Annotated in this window: 16 protein-coding genes; 6 read left to right on the plus strand and 10 right to left on the minus strand. The window is 67.5% G+C overall.

The window, feature by feature from the left end; all coding sequences use genetic code 11:
- Window positions 1-7 precede the first annotated feature (7 nt).
- The 4 genes from NGK62_RS13955 to NGK62_RS13970 are packed head-to-tail and all read right to left on the minus strand — an operon-like array spanning window position 8 to window position 2,968.
- The gene (locus NGK62_RS13955; protein ID WP_059377463.1) at window positions 8-775 is read right to left on the minus strand and encodes a LamB/YcsF family protein; all 768 of its coding nucleotides are present in this window, start codon (window positions 773-775) and stop codon (window positions 8-10) included.
- A 13-nt stretch (window positions 776-788) separates the two neighbouring features.
- Complete coding sequence (locus NGK62_RS13960) at window positions 789-1,784, minus strand: 5-oxoprolinase subunit C family protein (RefSeq protein WP_251878743.1); 996 nt, start codon at window positions 1,782-1,784, stop codon at window positions 789-791.
- Window positions 1,781-2,512 (minus strand): 5-oxoprolinase subunit PxpB, encoded by a 732-nt coding sequence (gene pxpB / locus NGK62_RS13965; RefSeq protein WP_251878745.1) that lies wholly within the window; start codon window positions 2,510-2,512, stop codon window positions 1,781-1,783. Before pxpB ends, NGK62_RS13960 begins: the two co-directional genes overlap by 4 nt.
- A gap of 24 nt (window positions 2,513-2,536) precedes the next feature.
- Window positions 2,537-2,968 carry a VOC family protein gene (locus NGK62_RS13970; RefSeq protein WP_251878747.1) on the minus strand — a complete coding sequence of 144 codons (432 nt, stop codon included), beginning with the start codon at window positions 2,966-2,968 and terminating at the stop codon, window positions 2,537-2,539.
- A 150-nt stretch (window positions 2,969-3,118) separates the two neighbouring features.
- Between NGK62_RS13970 and NGK62_RS13975 the strand changes: the two genes are divergently transcribed.
- Window positions 3,119-3,985 (plus strand): LysR family transcriptional regulator, encoded by an 867-nt coding sequence (locus tag NGK62_RS13975; RefSeq protein WP_059377665.1) that lies wholly within the window; start codon window positions 3,119-3,121, stop codon window positions 3,983-3,985.
- Between the two features lie 50 nt (window positions 3,986-4,035).
- Here the strand turns inward: NGK62_RS13975 and serA are convergent, their stop codons facing one another.
- From serA to phoB, 6 genes are all read right to left on the minus strand, one after another.
- Window positions 4,036-5,235, minus strand: coding sequence for a phosphoglycerate dehydrogenase (serA, locus tag NGK62_RS13980; protein WP_118933464.1), 1,200 nt, complete (start codon window positions 5,233-5,235; stop codon window positions 4,036-4,038).
- A gap of 166 nt (window positions 5,236-5,401) precedes the next feature.
- Window positions 5,402-5,860, minus strand: a complete 459-nt coding sequence (locus tag NGK62_RS13985; protein WP_059377471.1) for a DUF411 domain-containing protein — start codon at window positions 5,858-5,860, stop codon at window positions 5,402-5,404.
- A gap of 75 nt (window positions 5,861-5,935) precedes the next feature.
- Window positions 5,936-7,336, minus strand: a complete 1,401-nt coding sequence (locus NGK62_RS13990; protein WP_118933465.1) for a heavy metal sensor histidine kinase — start codon at window positions 7,334-7,336, stop codon at window positions 5,936-5,938.
- Window positions 7,333-8,022, minus strand: coding sequence for a heavy metal response regulator transcription factor (locus tag NGK62_RS13995; protein ID WP_251878749.1), 690 nt, complete (start codon window positions 8,020-8,022; stop codon window positions 7,333-7,335). The genes NGK62_RS13990 and NGK62_RS13995 overlap by 4 nt, the downstream gene beginning before the upstream one ends.
- 65 nt (window positions 8,023-8,087) lie before the next feature.
- Window positions 8,088-9,395, minus strand: a complete 1,308-nt coding sequence (gene phoR, locus NGK62_RS14000; RefSeq protein WP_118933466.1) for a phosphate regulon sensor histidine kinase PhoR — start codon at window positions 9,393-9,395, stop codon at window positions 8,088-8,090.
- A gap of 12 nt (window positions 9,396-9,407) precedes the next feature.
- A complete protein-coding gene (phoB, locus tag NGK62_RS14005; RefSeq protein WP_006227196.1) occupies window positions 9,408-10,106 on the minus strand; it encodes a phosphate regulon transcriptional regulator PhoB in 699 nt (232 codons plus the stop codon).
- A gap of 161 nt (window positions 10,107-10,267) precedes the next feature.
- On the opposite strand from phoB, the gene ubiE reads away from it, so the two are divergent.
- The 5 genes from ubiE to NGK62_RS14030 all read left to right on the plus strand — a co-directional run bounded on the left by ubiE (window position 10,268) and on the right by NGK62_RS14030 (window position 15,672).
- Complete coding sequence (gene ubiE / locus NGK62_RS14010) at window positions 10,268-11,044, plus strand: bifunctional demethylmenaquinone methyltransferase/2-methoxy-6-polyprenyl-1,4-benzoquinol methylase UbiE (protein WP_251878751.1); 777 nt, start codon at window positions 10,268-10,270, stop codon at window positions 11,042-11,044.
- Between the two features lie 176 nt (window positions 11,045-11,220).
- The gene (locus NGK62_RS14015) at window positions 11,221-12,228 is read left to right on the plus strand and encodes a Tim44 domain-containing protein (protein WP_251878753.1); all 1,008 of its coding nucleotides are present in this window, start codon (window positions 11,221-11,223) and stop codon (window positions 12,226-12,228) included.
- Between the two features lie 185 nt (window positions 12,229-12,413).
- Window positions 12,414-13,052: a ubiquinone biosynthesis accessory factor UbiJ gene (locus NGK62_RS14020; RefSeq protein ID WP_059377483.1), complete on the plus strand. Its 639-nt coding sequence runs from the start codon at window positions 12,414-12,416 to the stop codon at window positions 13,050-13,052.
- Window positions 13,053-13,055: 3 nt separating this feature from the next.
- Window positions 13,056-14,609 (plus strand): ubiquinone biosynthesis regulatory protein kinase UbiB, encoded by a 1,554-nt coding sequence (gene ubiB / locus NGK62_RS14025; protein WP_059377486.1) that lies wholly within the window; start codon window positions 13,056-13,058, stop codon window positions 14,607-14,609.
- 184 nt (window positions 14,610-14,793) lie between these two features.
- On the plus strand, window positions 14,794-15,672 hold the full coding sequence (locus tag NGK62_RS14030) for a ferritin family protein (protein WP_054454988.1): 879 nt from the start codon (window positions 14,794-14,796) through the stop codon (window positions 15,670-15,672).
- Window positions 15,673-15,680: the final 8 nt, after the last annotated feature.

Here is a 15,680-nt window from a genome sequence, read left to right on the forward strand (position 1 = left end):
GCCTCGCCTATCCCCTCGGCGGAGTGCGGACTTCTATGCCGGCCTGTTCCAGCGCCTTGCGGATGCCGTCGGCGAAGATCAGCGCGTTCGGCTGGTCGCCATGGATGCACAGCGTATCGGCCTGCACCGCCACGTCCTTGCCGTCGACCGAACGCACCTTGCCTTCGCGCACCATGCGCACCACCTGCGCCACCGCCTGATCCAGGTCTTCGATCATCGCGCCGGCGCGGCTGCGCGGGGTAAGCGAACCGTCGTCCTGGTAGGAGCGGTCGGCAAAGACTTCGTTGGCGGCGGCCAGGCCGATGGCCCGGGCCGCGTCGATCAGCTTGCTGCCGGCCAGTCCGTACAGGATCAGCGAGGCATCCACGTCCTTGACGGCCTGGCAGATGGCGCGAGCCAGCCCTTCGTCCTTGGCGGCCATGTTGTAGAGCGCGCCGTGCGCCTTGACGTGGTGCAGCCGCGCGCCTTGCGAGGCGGCCACGCCGGCCAAGGCGCCGATCTGGTAGACCACAATGTCGTAGGCTTCATCGGGGCTGATCTGGATGATGCGGCGTCCGAACCCGGCCAGATCCTGCAGGCTGGGGTGCGCGCCCAGCGCCACGCCGCGCGCCAGCGCGGCCGCCACGGTCTTGCGCATGGTGGCCGGGTCGCCGCCATGGAAGCCGCAGGCGATGTTGGCGGAGCTGACGAACTGCAGCACCGCTGCGTCGTTGCCCATGGTCCAGGCGCCATAGCTTTCGCCCATGTCGCAGTTCATGTCGATGCGGGTGGTCATGGCAAATTCCTTTCTAGGCCAGGAGCGCGCGCAACGGCGCCAGCGCGTCCTGCAATTGCGTGAAGGCGCGCTCGCGCTCGCCGTCCAGGCGCTGCGCCTCTTCCAGTTCGATCTGCTGGAAGCGCAGCGTCTGTCCCGGCGCGCACTGCGCCAGGACGGGCAGGTCCACCGTGGCGATCTGCGCGATCTTGGGGTACCCGCCAGTGGTCTGGCGGTCGGCCATGAGGATGATGGCCTCGCCGCCCGAAGGCACCTGCACGGTGCCGAAACAGGCGGCTTCCGACAGCATCTGGCGCGGCTGGCTCATGGTCAGTGCGGGGCCCAGCAGGCGGTAGCCCATGCGGTCGGACTGCGGGCTGATGCGGAATTCGGCGCCGCCGCCGAAGGCCTGGCGGGTGGCCTGGGTGAATTCCTCCCAGTGCAGGCCCGGCAGGAAGCGGATGAACTCGCGGCGCTTGGCGCCCAGCGCTGCGGGCAGGTAGACGCGCTGGTTCCACAGCGCTTCCTGCAAGGCATCCAGGTCGCGGCCGGCGGCCAGCGGCGCATGCAGCGGCACCTGGTCGCCCTTGGCCAGCGCGCGCCCCTGGAAGCCGCCGAAGCCGCTGCGCAGGTAGGTGCTTTCGCTGCCCATGACGCGGGGCAGCGCGAAGCCGCCGTGCACCGCGAGATAGCCGCGCACGCCCACGGCCGACCGGGCGCCGAAGGCCAGCGTGTCGCCGGCCCGCGCCACCAGCGGGCGGTGGACCGGGATGTCCTGGCCGTTGAGCGTGGCGCCGAGGTCGGCGCCGGCTAGCGCGAAACAGGCGGCCGCGTCAAAGCGCAGGGTCGGACCCGTCAGGGTCATTTCCAGCGTGGCGTGTTCGTCCTGGTTGCCAGCCAGGGCATTGGCCAGCCGGTGCGCGCGCTCGTCCATGGCGCCGGCGGCCGGGATGCCCTGGTGCTGGTAGCCCTCGCGGCCGCGGTCCTGGAAGCTGGACAGCATGCCGGGCTTGATCACGGTCACGCTCATGGCCGGGCTCCCCGGATGCGGTCGAATTCCTCGGGGCTGATGGGCACGAAGCGGACCGAGTCGCCGGGCTGCAGCAGGGCGGCGGGTTCGCGGGCCGGGTCGAACATGGTGAGCGGCGTGGCGCCGATGATGTTCCAGCCGCCGGGCAGGCGGTTCGGGTAGATCACGGTCTGCCGGTTGGCCACCGCTACGGCGCCGGACGGCACCGCGGTGCGCGGCGAGGCGCGGCGCGGGATATTCAGTTTCTCGTCGTGCACGCCCAGATAGGCGTGGCCGGGCGCGAAGCCCAGCATGAAGACCATGCTGCGCGGCTGGCTGTGCAGCTGGATGACGCCTTCGGGGGTGAGGCCGGCGGCTTCGGCCACTTCGTCGAGGTCGGGGCCGTGTGCGCCGCCGTAGCAGACCGGGATGTCGATCTCACGTCCGCCCAGGGTGTCCGCGGCGATGCCTTCGGACAACAGCTGTCCGATGCGCTCAGCCAGTTGCGGATAAGTGGGGCCGCCGCTGGCGCCGGGGCGGTAATGCACCGCCACCGCGACGAAGGAGGGCACCACGTCGGTCACGCCGGGAAGCCGCGCGTCGCGCAGCTTGCCGGCCGCGGCCAGACAGGTCCTGCCTACGTCGGCGTCGATCTGGTCGCCAAAGGAAACGATCAGGCAGCGGTCACCCTGCGGCAGGATGCGCCAGGAGGTTTCGGCCGGAGAAGGAGGTTCTGAATTTGCGTTCAACGACACGAAACCTGTAGAGACGGATTACTTGGCGAACAGCGAATCCAGGTTCTTGAACGCCTTGAATTCCAGCGCGTTGCCCGACGGATCCAGGAAGAACATGGTGGCTTGTTCGCCGACTTCACCCTTGAAGCGGATGTAGGGCTCGATGACGAATTCGGTGCCGGCATCGGTCAGACGCTTCGCCATCGCTTCCCATTGTTCCATGGAAAGCACGGCGCCGAAATGGCGCACGGGCACATCGTGGGAATCGACGGCGCTGGTGGCCTTGTGGCCGCATTCGCCGGGCGCCAGGTGGGCGACGATCTGGTGGCCGTAGAAGTTGAAGTCGATCCATTCGGGCGAGCTGCGGCCCTCCGGACAGCCCAGTTTTTCGCCATAGAAGGCGCGGGCTTCGGCCAGGTCGCGGACCGGGAAGGCGAGGTGGAACGGCGGCAGGTTGGTTTGAGCGGTCATGGAAGGCTCCGGGTCAGGCAAAGAAAAAATGATCAATCAGATTGCGGGCCATCGCAAGCTGGGACGGCCTAGCATCGATGGGTAGTTTAGGTATTGTTTTTTTGATTGAAAAACGATATTTTTTGCTAGTTAGCATCGAAATAATTGATCGTGATCAAAGAGTTCAAGACCTTCATCGCCGTGGCGCGGGACGGCACCTTTACCGGCGCCGGCACCCGGCTGGGCCTGACCCAGTCCGCGGTCAGCGCCCAGATCAAGCGCCTGGAGGACTACCTGGGCGGACCGCTGTTCGACCGCAGCGCGCGCGCCGCGGTGCTGAACGCGCATGGCCGCGAAGTGCTGCCGCAGGCGGAAGAGCTGGTCGCCATGGCGGAGCGCATGATTACCGCTGGCGGGGCGGGCCATGTCAGCGGCCTGTTGCGCATCGGCGCCATCGCGTCCGTGCAGCAGGACCTGCTGGCGCGCGCGCTGGGCGGATTCCGCGCGGTCTATCCGGACGTGCGGGTGCGCATCGTGCCCGGTGTCTCGCTGTCGCTCTTGGGACAGGTGGATGCGGGCGAGGTGGACATGGCGATACTGATCAAGCCGCCCTTCGCTTTGCCGCCAGAACTCGGCTGGCAGCCGTTGCTGCGCGAACCGGTGATGCTGGCCATGCCCGCGTCCATGCCGGTCGCGCCCTGGCGCGAACTGCTGGCAAGCCAGCCCTTCATCCGCTACGACCGTGCGTCATTCGGCGGGCGCGTGGTGGACCTGTTCCTGAAGAAGCAGCGCATCCCGGTGCGCGAGGCTGTCGAGCTGGACGAGATCGACGCCATCGCCAACATGGTGCGGTTGGGGCTGGGCGTGGCGCTGTTGCCGCAGCTGCGGCGGCTGGACATGACGGGCTTGCGGCTGTTGCCGCTGGGGGAGGCGGCGTTCCACCGCGAGATCGGCCTGATAGGCCGGCTGCCGTTCGATGCCGGCAGCGTGCAGGAGAAGATGGCGGAATGCCTGGCGGCCGCCGCGGCGGAGCCTTGAGCCGTTTGGCGGGCGGCGCATGACGCGCCGCCCGCCATGGCGGCGGTGGTTTACAGCCGGTCGCAGCGGACCGTGATGGGGTGGCTGCGCAGCGTGGACATCACGACGTCGTTGACTTCGCCTTCCACGTCGGTGATCACGTAACCGATCTGGCCGCGGGTCTGCAGGGTTTGGCTGACGATGTTCAAACCGTGTTGCGCCATCAGGTTGTCCAGCGTGCCCAGCGCGCCCGGGGCGTTGCGGTGCACGTGCAGGATGCGGGTGCCGCCGGCGGGTTCCAGATAGGGCAGTTCGGGGAAGTTGACCGCGCCCTTGGTGGTGCCGGCCTGCAGGAAGCGCACCAGCTTCTCGGCCACTTCGCGGCCGATGTTCTCTTGCGATTCCTGCGTGCTGCCGCCGATGTGCGGCGTCAGGATCACGTTGGGCAGGCCGATCAGCGGGCTGGCCAGCGGTTCGTCCGCGCCCTTGGGTTCGGTCGGGAACACGTCCAGCGCGGCGCCGGCCAGATGGCCGGATTTCAGCGCCGCGTGCAGCGCGTCGATATCCACCACGGTGCCGCGCGAGGCGTTGATCAGGATGGCCCCACGGCGCATGCGGCCGATGGTGTCCGCGTTCATGATCTTTTCGGTGGTCTTGCCGCCCGGCACGTGCAGGGTTACCACGTCGGCCTGCTCCAGCAGCTCGTTGAGCGTGGCGGCGGGCCGGGCGTTGCCCAGCGGCAGCTTGGCTTCGACGTCGTGATAGACGACGCGCATGCCCAGGCCTTCGGCCAGCGTGCTGATCTGCGAGCCGATGTTGCCGTAGCCCACGATGCCCAGCGTCTTGCCGCGGGTCTCGAACGCGCCGGCGGCGCTCTTGTCCCAGTGGCCCAGGTGCACGCGGGCGTTCTTTTCGGGAATGCGGCGCAGCAGCAGGATGGCTTCGCCCAGCACCAGCTCGGCCACCGAGCGGGTGTTCGAGAACGGCGCGTTGAACACCGGAATGCCGCGTTGCATGGCGGCGTCCAGGTCGACCTGGTTGGTGCCGATGCAGAAGCAGCCCACGACGCGCAGGTCGGGGTTGCCGGACAGCAGGGCGGCATCCAGGTGCGTGCGAGAACGGATCCCCGCCACCTGAGCGCCGCGCAGGGCGTCGCTCAGTTGCGACGCCGGCAAGGCGGCGGCATGCGTGACGATGTCGGAGTAGCCGGCGGCTTCAAAAACAGCGCGGGCGCTCGGGTGGATGTTCTCGAACAGGACGATTTGTGCCATGACAGCCTGAGGGGTGGGTGAGGAATCCGTTTTATTGATTGTGGCCCATTTTTGCTGCAGTGCAAGGAGTAGCCATTGAGGCGGCATGGATGAATTGTTTCAGGCGCGCAAATGATTCGGGCATCGCCACAAAGAGCGATGCCCGAACAGAACCTGAAGATTCGCGTTAACGATAGGCCTGGAAGACCTTGGCGCCGCCCTGCTTGTCGACCAGCACCACGTCGTGCGGCGTCTTGCGGCCGCCGTATTCGGGGCCGTCCATGCCGGGGGAGCCCAGCGGCATGCCGGGCGCGGCCAGGCCGGCGGCGTCAGGCTTTTCGAGCAGCAGGCGGCGCACGTCGCTGGCCGGCACGTGGCCTTCGATCGCATAGCCTTCGACGGCGGCGGTGTGGCACGAACCGTAGTTGGCCATGCCGGCGTTGCGGCGGATGGGGCCGGTGTCCTGGACGTCATGGGTGGTGACGGCGAAGCCGTTGTCGCGCATGTGCTTGACCCAGTCTTCACAGCAGCCGCAGGTCGGGGTCTTCCAGACCTCGACCTTGACGGGCGTCTGGGCGGTGGCGAATACGGGCGCGCACAGGGCTGCGGCAAGGGCCAGGCGGCGCGTGAGGCGGGTAAGGTTCATGATGCTCCGTTGCGGGACGATGTGGTTGCAAGCGTACTGTAGAAGAACGGGAGTGACCCCATTCTGTCCCGCACATTACGATTCTGTAATGTTGGCCGGAGACGTGTGGCCGTCCGGCGCGCGCAGTGTGATGCCGACCACGGTGCCGTGCGCGCCCGAGGCCGCATCGACCTCGCCGCCATGCATGCGCGCGATGGCGCGCACGATGGCCAGGCCCAGGCCATGGCCCTCGCTGCGCGGCGCGCGCGCCTGGCTGGAGCGGAAGAATCGGTCGAAGATGCGGGGCAGGTCGGCCGACGGGATGGGGGGGCCGGGGTTGCGTACTTCCACCCGCGCGCCCGTGGGTGAAACCGAGCAGGTCAGCACGATTTCACCGCCCCGAGGCGTGGCCTTGATGGCGTTGGAAATCAGGTTGGCCAGCGCGCGCCGCACCAATCCGGCGTTGGCGGCCACGGTGGCGTCGCCCAGGCAGCGCAGATGCACGCCGCTTTCTTCCAGCGTGGCTTCGTAGTATTCAGCCACGCGCCGCGCTTCGGCGGCCAGCGACACCGGCGCCAGGTCCGCGGCCCGTTCGCCGCGGTCGGCGCGCGCCAGGAACAGCATGTCGTTGACCAGGGTCTTCAGGTCTTCCAGTTCTTCGAGATTGGATTCCAGCGCGTCGCGCAGTTCCGCCGCGTCGCGCGGCGACGACAGCATGACCTGCGTGCCGTTGATCAGCGTGGCCAGCGGCGTGCGCAGCTCGTGCGCCACGTCGGCGTTGAAGCCTTCCATTTGCTGGTACGCGGCCTGCAGGCGCTCCAGCGTGCGGTTGAAGGAGCGGACCAGGTCATGCAGTTCGCGGTCCGTGTCCTCCAGCGGCAGGCGCCGCGCCAGGTTGTCGGGCTGGATGCTGGCGGCCTGTTCGGACAGCCTGCGCGCCGGCGCCATGCTGCGCCTGACCGCCCAGGCCGCCAACACCACGGTCGCGCCCACCCACAGCGCGCAGATCAGCACCAGCGCGGTGCCGTAGGCGTACAGGAACTGCGAGCTGGTGCGCGTGCTGACCGCCACGGTCAGTTGCGCGCCGGGCAGGATGCGGTCATTCATGGCGACCCGCAGGCCGCGCATGCGGCCGCCGTCGGCGGTCTGCAGCACGACCTGCCTGCCGTCGCCGGTCGCCAGCGTTTCGGGAGCGGGGCCGCCGTACACGGAATGGCCGTGCGCATCGACGATCCAGATGCCCAGCTGGCCCTCGCCCGCGCGCATGTCGTCGAAGGTGGCGGCCAGGTCCTTCAGGCCGCGGGCGTTGTTCTGCATGTCGATCAGGTGATCGATCAATTCCAGCTTGCCGCTGACTTCGGTGATCTCCTGGCGTTCCACTTCGCGCTTGAGAGCCCAGAACAGCGTGGCCCCCGCCAGGCTGGACACCAGCAAGGCGATGGCGCCCAGCAGCAGCGTCAGCCGCGCCTGCATGGAACGCATGCGCAGCGGCTTCATGCGGGGCGGCTATCCGCGGGGCGCGATTCCAGCACGTAGCCCATGCCGCGCACGGTATGCAGCAAGTTGGTGTCGTAGGGGTCGTCCAGCTTGCTGCGCAGCCGCCGCACCGCCACGTCGATGACGTTGGTGTCGCTGTCGAAATTCATGTCCCAGACCTGTTCGGCCAGGGTGGTGCGCGACAGTACCTGGCCCTGGCGGCGCAGCAGCAGGGCCAGCAGATTGAATTCCTTGGCGGTCAGGTCCAGGCGGCGGCCGCCGCGCTGGGCGCGGCGGCGGGCCAGATCCAGTTCCAGGTCGGCCAGGCGCAGCAGGGTGGGTTCTTGCGAACGTCCGCGGCGCAGCAGCGCTTGCACCCGCGCCAGCAGTTCAGAAAAGGCGAAAGGCTTGACCAGGTAGTCGTCGGCGCCGCCTTCCAGTCCGCGCACGCGGTCCTCGACGGCGTCGCGCGCGGTCAGCATCAGAATGGGCGTGTCCTTCTGTTCGCGCACAGCGGCCAGCACGCCGAAGCCATCCACGCCCGGCAGCATCACGTCCAGCACGATCAGGTCGTAGACGCCTTCCAGCGCCAGATGCAGGCCGTCCACGCCGTCGCGCGCCAGGTCCACGACGTGGCTTTGCTCCGACAATCCCTTCTTGAGGTAGTCGGCCAGTTTGGGTTCGTCTTCGATGACCAGGATGCGCATGGCAGGAAATTTACCATTCGCGCGGCGCCTGGGCCCGCGCATGGCGGAAGCCGCCTTGCGCAGGCTCAGGCCGGGCTGTCGATGGCGATGCGGTCGGGCGGAAAGCGCAGGGCGAACACGCTGCCCTTGCCGGGTTCGCTGGTGATCAGCAGTTCGGCGTCATGGCGCATGGCGATGTGCTTGGTGATTGCCAGCCCCAGGCCGGTGCCGCCCACCGCGCGCGAGCGGCCGCGGTCCACGCGGTAAAAGCGCTCGGTCAGGCGGGGCAGGTGGCGCGCGGGGATGCCGATGCCGGTGTCCTGCACGCTATAGCGCGCGCCGCCGTCTTCCTCGCGCGCCCAGCGCACGGTGATGGTGCCGCCGTCGGGCGTGTAGCGCACCGCGTTGGTCAGCAGGTTGGACAGGGCCGAGGTCAGCTCGGTTTCGGCGCCCAGCACGTCCAGCGATTCGTCGATATGCCATTCCAGCACGTGGCGGCCGCCCGACAGGGCCTCGATCTGCTGGCGCGCCTTCTGCAGCAGCGCGCCCATGTTGACCGCGCGCGGGTCGCTGCCCGGCGAGGATTCCAGCGTGGACAGGGTCAGCAGGTCTTCGACGATGGCCTGCATGCGCTGGGCCTGTTCATGCATCATGTCGATGTACTGCTCGCGTTGTTCGGCGGGCAGGGCGTCGGCGGGCATGTCGCGCAGCGTTTCCAGAAAGCCCGCCAGCACCGTCAGCGGCGTGCGCAGCTCGTGCGAGACGTTGGCGACGAAGTCGCGGCGCGTGGTTTCCAGGCGTTCGATCTGGGTGACGTCGCGCGTGATCAGCAGGCGCTGGTTGCTGGCGTAGGCCGTCAACTGCATCATCATCAGCCGTTCCTGGCCTTGCTGGCCCAGCCGCACCAGGATGGGTTCGGGCCAGGACGGGCGGTGCGCGTATTCGACGAATTCCGGCGCGCGCAGCAGGTTCAACAGGTTATGGCCGCGGTCGGCCGGCAGGCGCAGGCCCAGGTGCTGGCGCGCCATGCGGTTGCACCAGTCGATCTGGAAATCCTCGTTCAGGGTCACCGCGCCGTCCGGCAGCGCTTGCGCCGCGGCCAGCATGCCCTGCATGGTGTTCTGGGTTTCGTTCAGTTCGCGGGCCCGGGCGCGGGTGTAGCGGTACAAGGGGGCGAGGATATCGTCCCAGGGGCCGACCGAAGCGGGCGGCGAGGTATCGGGATGGTTGGCCCAGTGGGACACCAGGTGCAGGCGCCAGCTGCGCCAGAGCAGCATGGCGGCCAGCGCGAAGGAGAAAAGTATCCAACCCGCCGGGTCTCCTATGAGCCATTGGGCCAGCAATGCGGCAACCGCCCACAGGGCGACCAGGAAAAGAGTGCGCAGCCAGATCATCGTGCGGGAGTTTTACCGCGTCGGGAGCTGGGCAGTAAACCGGTAGCCGCTGCCGCGGACCGTTTCCACGTGCGCGTCGTGGCCGCTGGGTTCCAGCGCCTTGCGCAGGCGGCGGATGTGCACGTCGACCGTGCGTTCTTCGACGAAGACGTGGTCGCCCCAGACCTGATCCAGCAGCTGCGAGCGCGAGAACACGCGTTCGGGGTGCGTCATGAAGAAATGCAGCAGGCGGAATTCGGTGGGGCCGATCTGCAGCGACTGGCTGTTGCCCGACAGGCGATGCGTCACCGGATCCAGCTTCAGGCCGCCCACGTCGATCACGTCGTCGGTCAGCTGGGGCGCGCGGCGGCGCAGCACGGCCTTGATGCGCGCCATCAGCTCCTTGGGCGAGAAGGGCTTGGTAATGTAGTCGTCGGCGCCGGCTTCCAGGCCGTCCACCTTGTCTTGTTCGGAACCCTTGGCGGTCAGCATGATGACCGGGACGGCGCGGGTGCGCTCGTCGTTGCGCAGCTTGCGCGCCATGGCCAGGCCGGAGGTGCCGGGCAGCATCCAGTCCAGCAGGATCAGGTCGGGAAGCTCGGCGCGGATCAGGGTCTGGGCCTGGTCGGCGTCGAAGGCGCGCAGCACCTTGTGTCCGGCGAAGGACAGGTTGACGGCGATCAGTTCCTGGATGGCGGGTTCGTCTTCGACGACGAGGATGGTGCTGGACATGGCGGATTGGGCACACTTCTGAGCGCCGGCGCGGCGCGAACATTGCGATAGTATGGCCGCAATATTTCAGGTATGTGACCGCCGGGCGTCATCGTCTGCGTTCGCCGGCCGCCCGCGGGAGCCCGATAGGCTACCATTGAACGATATATCGGGAATTCACCATGCAAAACCCCTCCGAATCGCAACATTCCGCGGATTCCGCCTCGCAATCGACCCATTTCGGCTTCCAGACGGTGCCGGAAGGCGAAAAGGCCCGCAAAGTCGCCGAAGTCTTCCACTCGGTCGCCCAGCGCTACGACGTCATGAACGATTTCATGTCGGCCGGGCTGCACCGCGTCTGGAAGGCGTTCACCATCGGCCGCGCCGCCATCCGTCCCGGCATGAAGGTGCTGGACATCGCCGGCGGCACGGGCGACCTGGCCAAAGCGTTCGCCGAGCGCGCCGGTCCTACCGGCGAGGTCTGGCTCACGGACATCAACGATTCCATGCTGCGCGTGGGCCGCGACCGCCTGACCGATGCCGGCCTGCTGGTGCCCACCGCCGTGTGCGACGCCGAGCGCCTGCCGTTCCCCACCGGCTATTTCGACCGCGTCAGCGTGGCTTTCGGCCTGCGCAATATGACCCACAAGGACCGCGCCCTGGCTGAAATGACCCGGGTGCTGAAGCCGGGCGGCAAGCTGCTGGTGCTGGAATTCTCGCGCGTGGCCAAGCCGCTGGCCCCCGCCTACGACTGGTATTCCTTCAATGTGCTGCCCTGGCTGGGCAAGAAGGTGGCCAAGGACGAAGCCAGCTACCGCTACCTGGCCGAATCCATCCGCATGCACCCCGACCAGGAAACCCTGGCGGACATGCTGCGCACGGCCGGACTGGAACGGGTGCAGTACTTCAACCTGACCGCCGGCATCGCCGCTCTGCACGAAGGCGTCAAGCTGGGCTGATCCGCGCCGGCCATCCGGATTTTTCGCCGCCCTGCGGGAACTTGTGGGGCGGCGTCTTGTCCGTTATTCTTACGGTATTCAGATTAATGTAAGAAAAGTCGCGACGAAGGTCCCGCGGTCCGTGGGACTTCCTGCTGCTCGGGGCGGCAGGGGCGCGAGTACGAGGGAGCAAACCTATGTCCAAATTCTGTCTTTCGCGGTTTGTCGCCGCGGCGCTGATCGCCGTTTCCGGCGCGGCACTGGTGACGGCGTCGTTTGACGCCGAAGCCCGCCGTGCCGGTGGCGGCAGCAGCGTCGGCCGACAATCCTCCAACGTGACCCAGCAGCGCCAGGCGACCACGCCGCCGGCCGCCGCCAACAACACGGCGGGCGCCACCGCTGCTCCGGCAGCCGCCGGCGCGGCCACGGCCGGCGCAGCAACCGCGGGCGCCGCCGCCAAGAGCGGCGCGTCGCGCTGGCTCGGCCCCATCGCCGGCATCGCCGCCGGCCTGGGTATCGCCGCGCTGCTCTCCAGCATGGGCCTGTCGGGCGCTTTCGCCGAGTTCCTCGGCTCCGCGCTGCTGATCGCCGCGGTCGTGTTCGCCGTCATGTTCATCATCCGCCGCCTGCGCGGCGCCGGTCCGCGCACTGCCACGCAGGGCGCGTTCGGTGGCGCCAACAACGCGCCGGGCCAGCAGCAACAGCAGCCGATGTGGCGCGAAACGCTGAAGCCGGCGGCTCCCGCTGCAGCAGCGGCTCCGGTTGCCGCCGCCGCGGCGCCGGCCGCGATGCCCAAGATGGGCGACGACAACAACTGGTTCGTGCCGGGTGACTTCGACACGCCCAACTTCCTGAAGCAGGCCAAGGAGCAGTTCGTGCGCATCCAGGCCGTCTGGGACAGCGGCAGCACCGATGGCCTGCGCGAATTCCTGACCGACGACCTGATCACCGAGCTCAAGCCGCAGCTGGCCGAGCGCGGCGCGGCGCCCAACAAGACCGAAGTGGTCCTGCTGAACGCTGAAATGCTGGGCATCGAAACCGTGTCCGACGGCCACCTGGCCAGCGTGCGCTTCTCCGGCATGCTGCGCGAAGCGCCGGGCGCCGAGGCCTTCCGCTTCGAGGAAGTCTGGAACCTGTTCAAGCCTGCCAATGGCGGCTGGCTGCTCGCAGGCATCCAGCAGATCCCGGTGGATCTCGCCAGCTAAGCCTGGCCGGCCGGGGCCGATCCCCACCTCCGTTGCGGATGCCGCAAGGCATCTGTTTGAACCGGCCCTCACAGGGCCGGTTTTTCCATGTGCTTGCGCAAAACACCCATCCATCTAACCCGTTACACTCCCGATTTACCCATTAACTTCCGCAACCCCCGCAATCGGGGCCGTTGCAGACCGCCATGCTGCCTCTTCCGTTCCTGCCCACCCCCTCGCGACTGGCTGTAAGCGCGCTCAACGCCCTGTTGCGGCGCGAGGACTGGGCGCGCGCGCGCCTGGTGCGGCATGCGGGCAAGACGGTGCGTTTCGCGCTGGGCGGCTTCAGCCTGGGCCTCACCATCGACAGCGAAGGGCTGGCGGCCCAGGCCGATGCGGCCGTGGTGCCCGACGTGACCCTGACGGTCGCGCCTGAAAAACTGCCGCTGCCGCGCCTGGGCGCGGACCGCGAGCGCCCCGATTTCGCCGAGGCGACCCATATTTCGGGCGACGCGGCGTTGGCGCAGGTGGTGTCGGACCTCTCCAAGCAGTTGCGCTGGGATCCGGAGGACGCGCTGGCCCGGGTGGTGGGCGACATCGCCGCGCTGCGCCTGGTGGGCGGGGCGCGCGCGGCCGCCGGCGGCGCGCGCACGGCCAGCCTGCGCCTGGCCGAGAACGTGTCCGAATACCTGTCCGAGGAAAGCGGCATGCTGGCCAGCCGACCGGCGCTGGAACAGTGGCGCCTGGACCTGGCCGAGCTGAACGCCCGCGCCGATGCGCTGGCCCGTTCGGCCACCGCGCTGCAAACCCGCCTGGCGTCCGCCAGCGCAAAGCGGGGCGCCTGATACATGTTCCCCCTGCTGCGCCTTTTCCGCATCATTCTGGTTTCGCTGCGCTATGGCCTTGATGAGCTGGTGCTCTCCAGCCTGAACCATCCGCTGGCCACCTGCCTGTTGCGCGTGATCCGCCTGGGCACGCGTCCGCGCAAGCCGCGCGGCTTGAGGCTGCGCCTGGCGCTGGAATCGCTGGGGCCCATCTTCGTGAAGTTCGGACAGGTGCTGTCCACCCGCCGCGATCTGATCCCCGCCGATATCGCCGACGAACTGGCGCTCTTGCAGGACCGCGTGCCGCCGTTCCCCTCGGCGCAGGCCGCTGCCTGCATCGAGGCGGCGCTGGGTGCGCCGCCCGAGAAGCTGTTCGCGCAGTTCGAAGTGGATCCGGTGGCCTCGGCCTCGATCGCGCAGGTGCACTTCGCCGTGCTGCACGACGGCCGCGAGGTCGCGGTCAAGGTGCTGCGTCCGGGCATGCTCAGCATCATCGAGAAAGACCTGTCGCTGCTGAAAGTGGTGGCGCGCATCATCGAGCGCCTGGGCGCCGACGGCCGCCGCCTGAAGCCGCGCGAAGTGGTGGCCGAATTCGACAAGTATCTGCACGACGAGCTGGACCTGGTGCGCGAAGCGTCCAACTGCAGCCAGCTGCGCCGCAACTTCGGCCCCGAGTCCGGCCGCGGCGACATGTTGATCGTGCCCGAGGTGATCTGGGAATACACGGCGTCCACGGTCTTCACCATGCAGCGCATGTACGGCATGCCGGTAGGCCAGGTGGAGCGCATGCGCCAGGCCGGCATCGACATCCCGACGCTGGCGCGCACCGGCGTGGAGATCTTCTTCACGCAGGTCTTCACCGACGGCTTCTTCCATGCCGACATGCACCCGGGCAACATCTACGTGTCGGACCGTCCGGAAACGCTGGGCAGCTACATCGCCCTGGACTTCGGCATCGTGGGCTCGCTGTCCGAGTTCGACAAGAATTACCTGGCGCAGAATTTCCTGGCCTTCTTCCACCGCGATTACCGCCGCGTGGCGCAACTGCACATTGAATCGGGCTGGGTGCCGCCCGATACGCGCGAAGAAGAGCTGGAGGGCGCCGTGCGCGCCGTCTGCGAACCGTACTTTGACCGGCCGTTGTCGGAGATCTCGCTGGGGCAGGTGCTCTTGCGGCTGTTCCAGACCTCGCGCCGGTTCAATGTGGAGATCCAGCCGCAGCTGGTCCTGTTGCAGAAGACCCTGCTGAACGTTGAAGGATTGGGCCGCCAGCTCGATCCCAACCTGGATCTCTGGAAGACCGCCAAGCCCTATCTGGAACGCTGGATGCGTCAGCGCGTCGGATTCAAGGGGCTGCGGCAGAGCCTGGAAAAAGAAGCCGCGCAGTGGTCGCAAATGCTGCCTGCTTTGCCCAGGCTGGTCCATGACCACCTGAGCCGTCCCAACGTCTCGCCCGCCTTGCTGGCCGAGATGATCCAGTTGCGGCGGGCCCAGGAACAGAACAACCGGCTGGTTGCAGCGCTGGTTGGGGTGGCCGCGGTTGCCATCGGGGTCGCGATATGGGCCTTGACCCGATAGGCGGCGCGATGATCTAGACGGTATCTGTCATGTTTCATTCATGAAACGGTCATCATAGCTTCGCGGTACACGGCGAAAAATAGCGCTGCGGTGGATGAATGCAGCGCCCTCGCCGGCAGCGCGCGCGCCATTCTTAATTTCTATATCTATAGCCCCACTAGCGGGACGAATACAAGGGCAGACCATGCTTTATCCTGAACTCTTCAAGACCATGGAAGCCGTGCGCTGGAACATGGCGCATGACATCCCGTGGGGCGACTTCGATCGCAGCAAGCTCTCGGACGAGCAGGCCCACACGATCAAGATGAACGCCATCACCGAATGGGCCGCCTTGCCGGCCACCGAAATGTTCCTGCGCGACAATCGCGGCGACAGCGATTTCTGCGCGTTCATGTCGGTGTGGTTCTTTGAAGAACAGAAGCATTCGCTGGTGCTGATCGAATACCTGCGCCGCTTCCGTCCGGACCTGGTGCCCACCGAGGAAGAACTGCACAACGTGCGCTTCGAGTTCGACGCCGCGCCCGAACTCGAAACCCTGATGCTGCATTTCTGCGGCGAAGTCCGTTTGAACCACTGGTACCGCCGCGCCGCCGAATGGCACACGGAGCCGGTCATCAAGGCCATCTACAAGACGGTGGCCCAGGACGAGGCCCGCCACGCCGGCGCCTACCTGCAGTACATGCGCCGCGCGCTGCACGACCGCGGCCAGGACACGAGCGAGCAGGCCCGCCTGGCGTTCTCCAAGATCGGCGTGCTGATGGCGTCGGCCGGCCGCACGCAGCAGGCCCTGCACCCGACCAACCTGCACGTGAACAAGGACCTGTTCCCCAACGACACGGTGCAGTCGCGCCTGCCGGAACCTGGCTGGCTGGAGCATTGGCTGGACACGCAGATCCGCTTTGACGGCGTCTGGGAGCAGAAGGTCGCCACGCGCATCCTGCACATCCTGTCCAAGCTGATGGACCGCAGCTTCGAAACGGTGAAGGACCTGAACCGCTACCGCAAGGAAATGACGGCGCTGATCGTGCCGAAGGAAAAGCAGATCATCCTGGGCGGCGCCTGAGCCGGGAC

Source organism: Achromobacter sp. Marseille-Q4954, assembly GCF_943737025.1.
Taxonomy (GTDB): Bacteria; Pseudomonadota; Gammaproteobacteria; order Burkholderiales; family Burkholderiaceae_B; genus Achromobacter; species Achromobacter bronchisepticus_A.

What these genes read in the sequence shown, in the direction of transcription:
- NGK62_RS13990 (WP_118933465.1), bottom strand. Translation starts at nt 7,336, where the DNA reads ATGAAGCCGCTGCGCATGCGTTCCATGCAGGCGCGGCTGACGCTGCTG.
- NGK62_RS13955 (WP_059377463.1), bottom strand. Translation starts at nt 775, where the DNA reads ATGACCACCCGCATCGACATGAACTGCGACATGGGCGAAAGCTATGGC.
- phoR (WP_118933466.1), bottom strand. Translation starts at nt 9,395, where the DNA reads ATGATCTGGCTGCGCACTCTTTTCCTGGTCGCCCTGTGGGCGGTTGCC.
- serA (WP_118933464.1), bottom strand. Translation starts at nt 5,235, where the DNA reads ATGGCACAAATCGTCCTGTTCGAGAACATCCACCCGAGCGCCCGCGCT.
- NGK62_RS13970 (WP_251878747.1), bottom strand. Translation starts at nt 2,968, where the DNA reads ATGACCGCTCAAACCAACCTGCCGCCGTTCCACCTCGCCTTCCCGGTC.
- ubiB (WP_059377486.1), top strand. Translation starts at nt 13,056, where the DNA reads ATGTTCCCCCTGCTGCGCCTTTTCCGCATCATTCTGGTTTCGCTGCGC.
- NGK62_RS14020 (WP_059377483.1), top strand. Translation starts at nt 12,414, where the DNA reads ATGCTGCCTCTTCCGTTCCTGCCCACCCCCTCGCGACTGGCTGTAAGC.
- ubiE (WP_251878751.1), top strand. Translation starts at nt 10,268, where the DNA reads ATGCAAAACCCCTCCGAATCGCAACATTCCGCGGATTCCGCCTCGCAA.
- NGK62_RS14030 (WP_054454988.1), top strand. Translation starts at nt 14,794, where the DNA reads ATGCTTTATCCTGAACTCTTCAAGACCATGGAAGCCGTGCGCTGGAAC.
- NGK62_RS13995 (WP_251878749.1), bottom strand. Translation starts at nt 8,022, where the DNA reads ATGCGCATCCTGGTCATCGAAGACGAACCCAAACTGGCCGACTACCTC.
- NGK62_RS13960 (WP_251878743.1), bottom strand. Translation starts at nt 1,784, where the DNA reads ATGAGCGTGACCGTGATCAAGCCCGGCATGCTGTCCAGCTTCCAGGAC.
- phoB (WP_006227196.1), bottom strand. Translation starts at nt 10,106, where the DNA reads ATGTCCAGCACCATCCTCGTCGTCGAAGACGAACCCGCCATCCAGGAA.
- NGK62_RS14015 (WP_251878753.1), top strand. Translation starts at nt 11,221, where the DNA reads ATGTCCAAATTCTGTCTTTCGCGGTTTGTCGCCGCGGCGCTGATCGCC.
- NGK62_RS13985 (WP_059377471.1), bottom strand. Translation starts at nt 5,860, where the DNA reads ATGAACCTTACCCGCCTCACGCGCCGCCTGGCCCTTGCCGCAGCCCTG.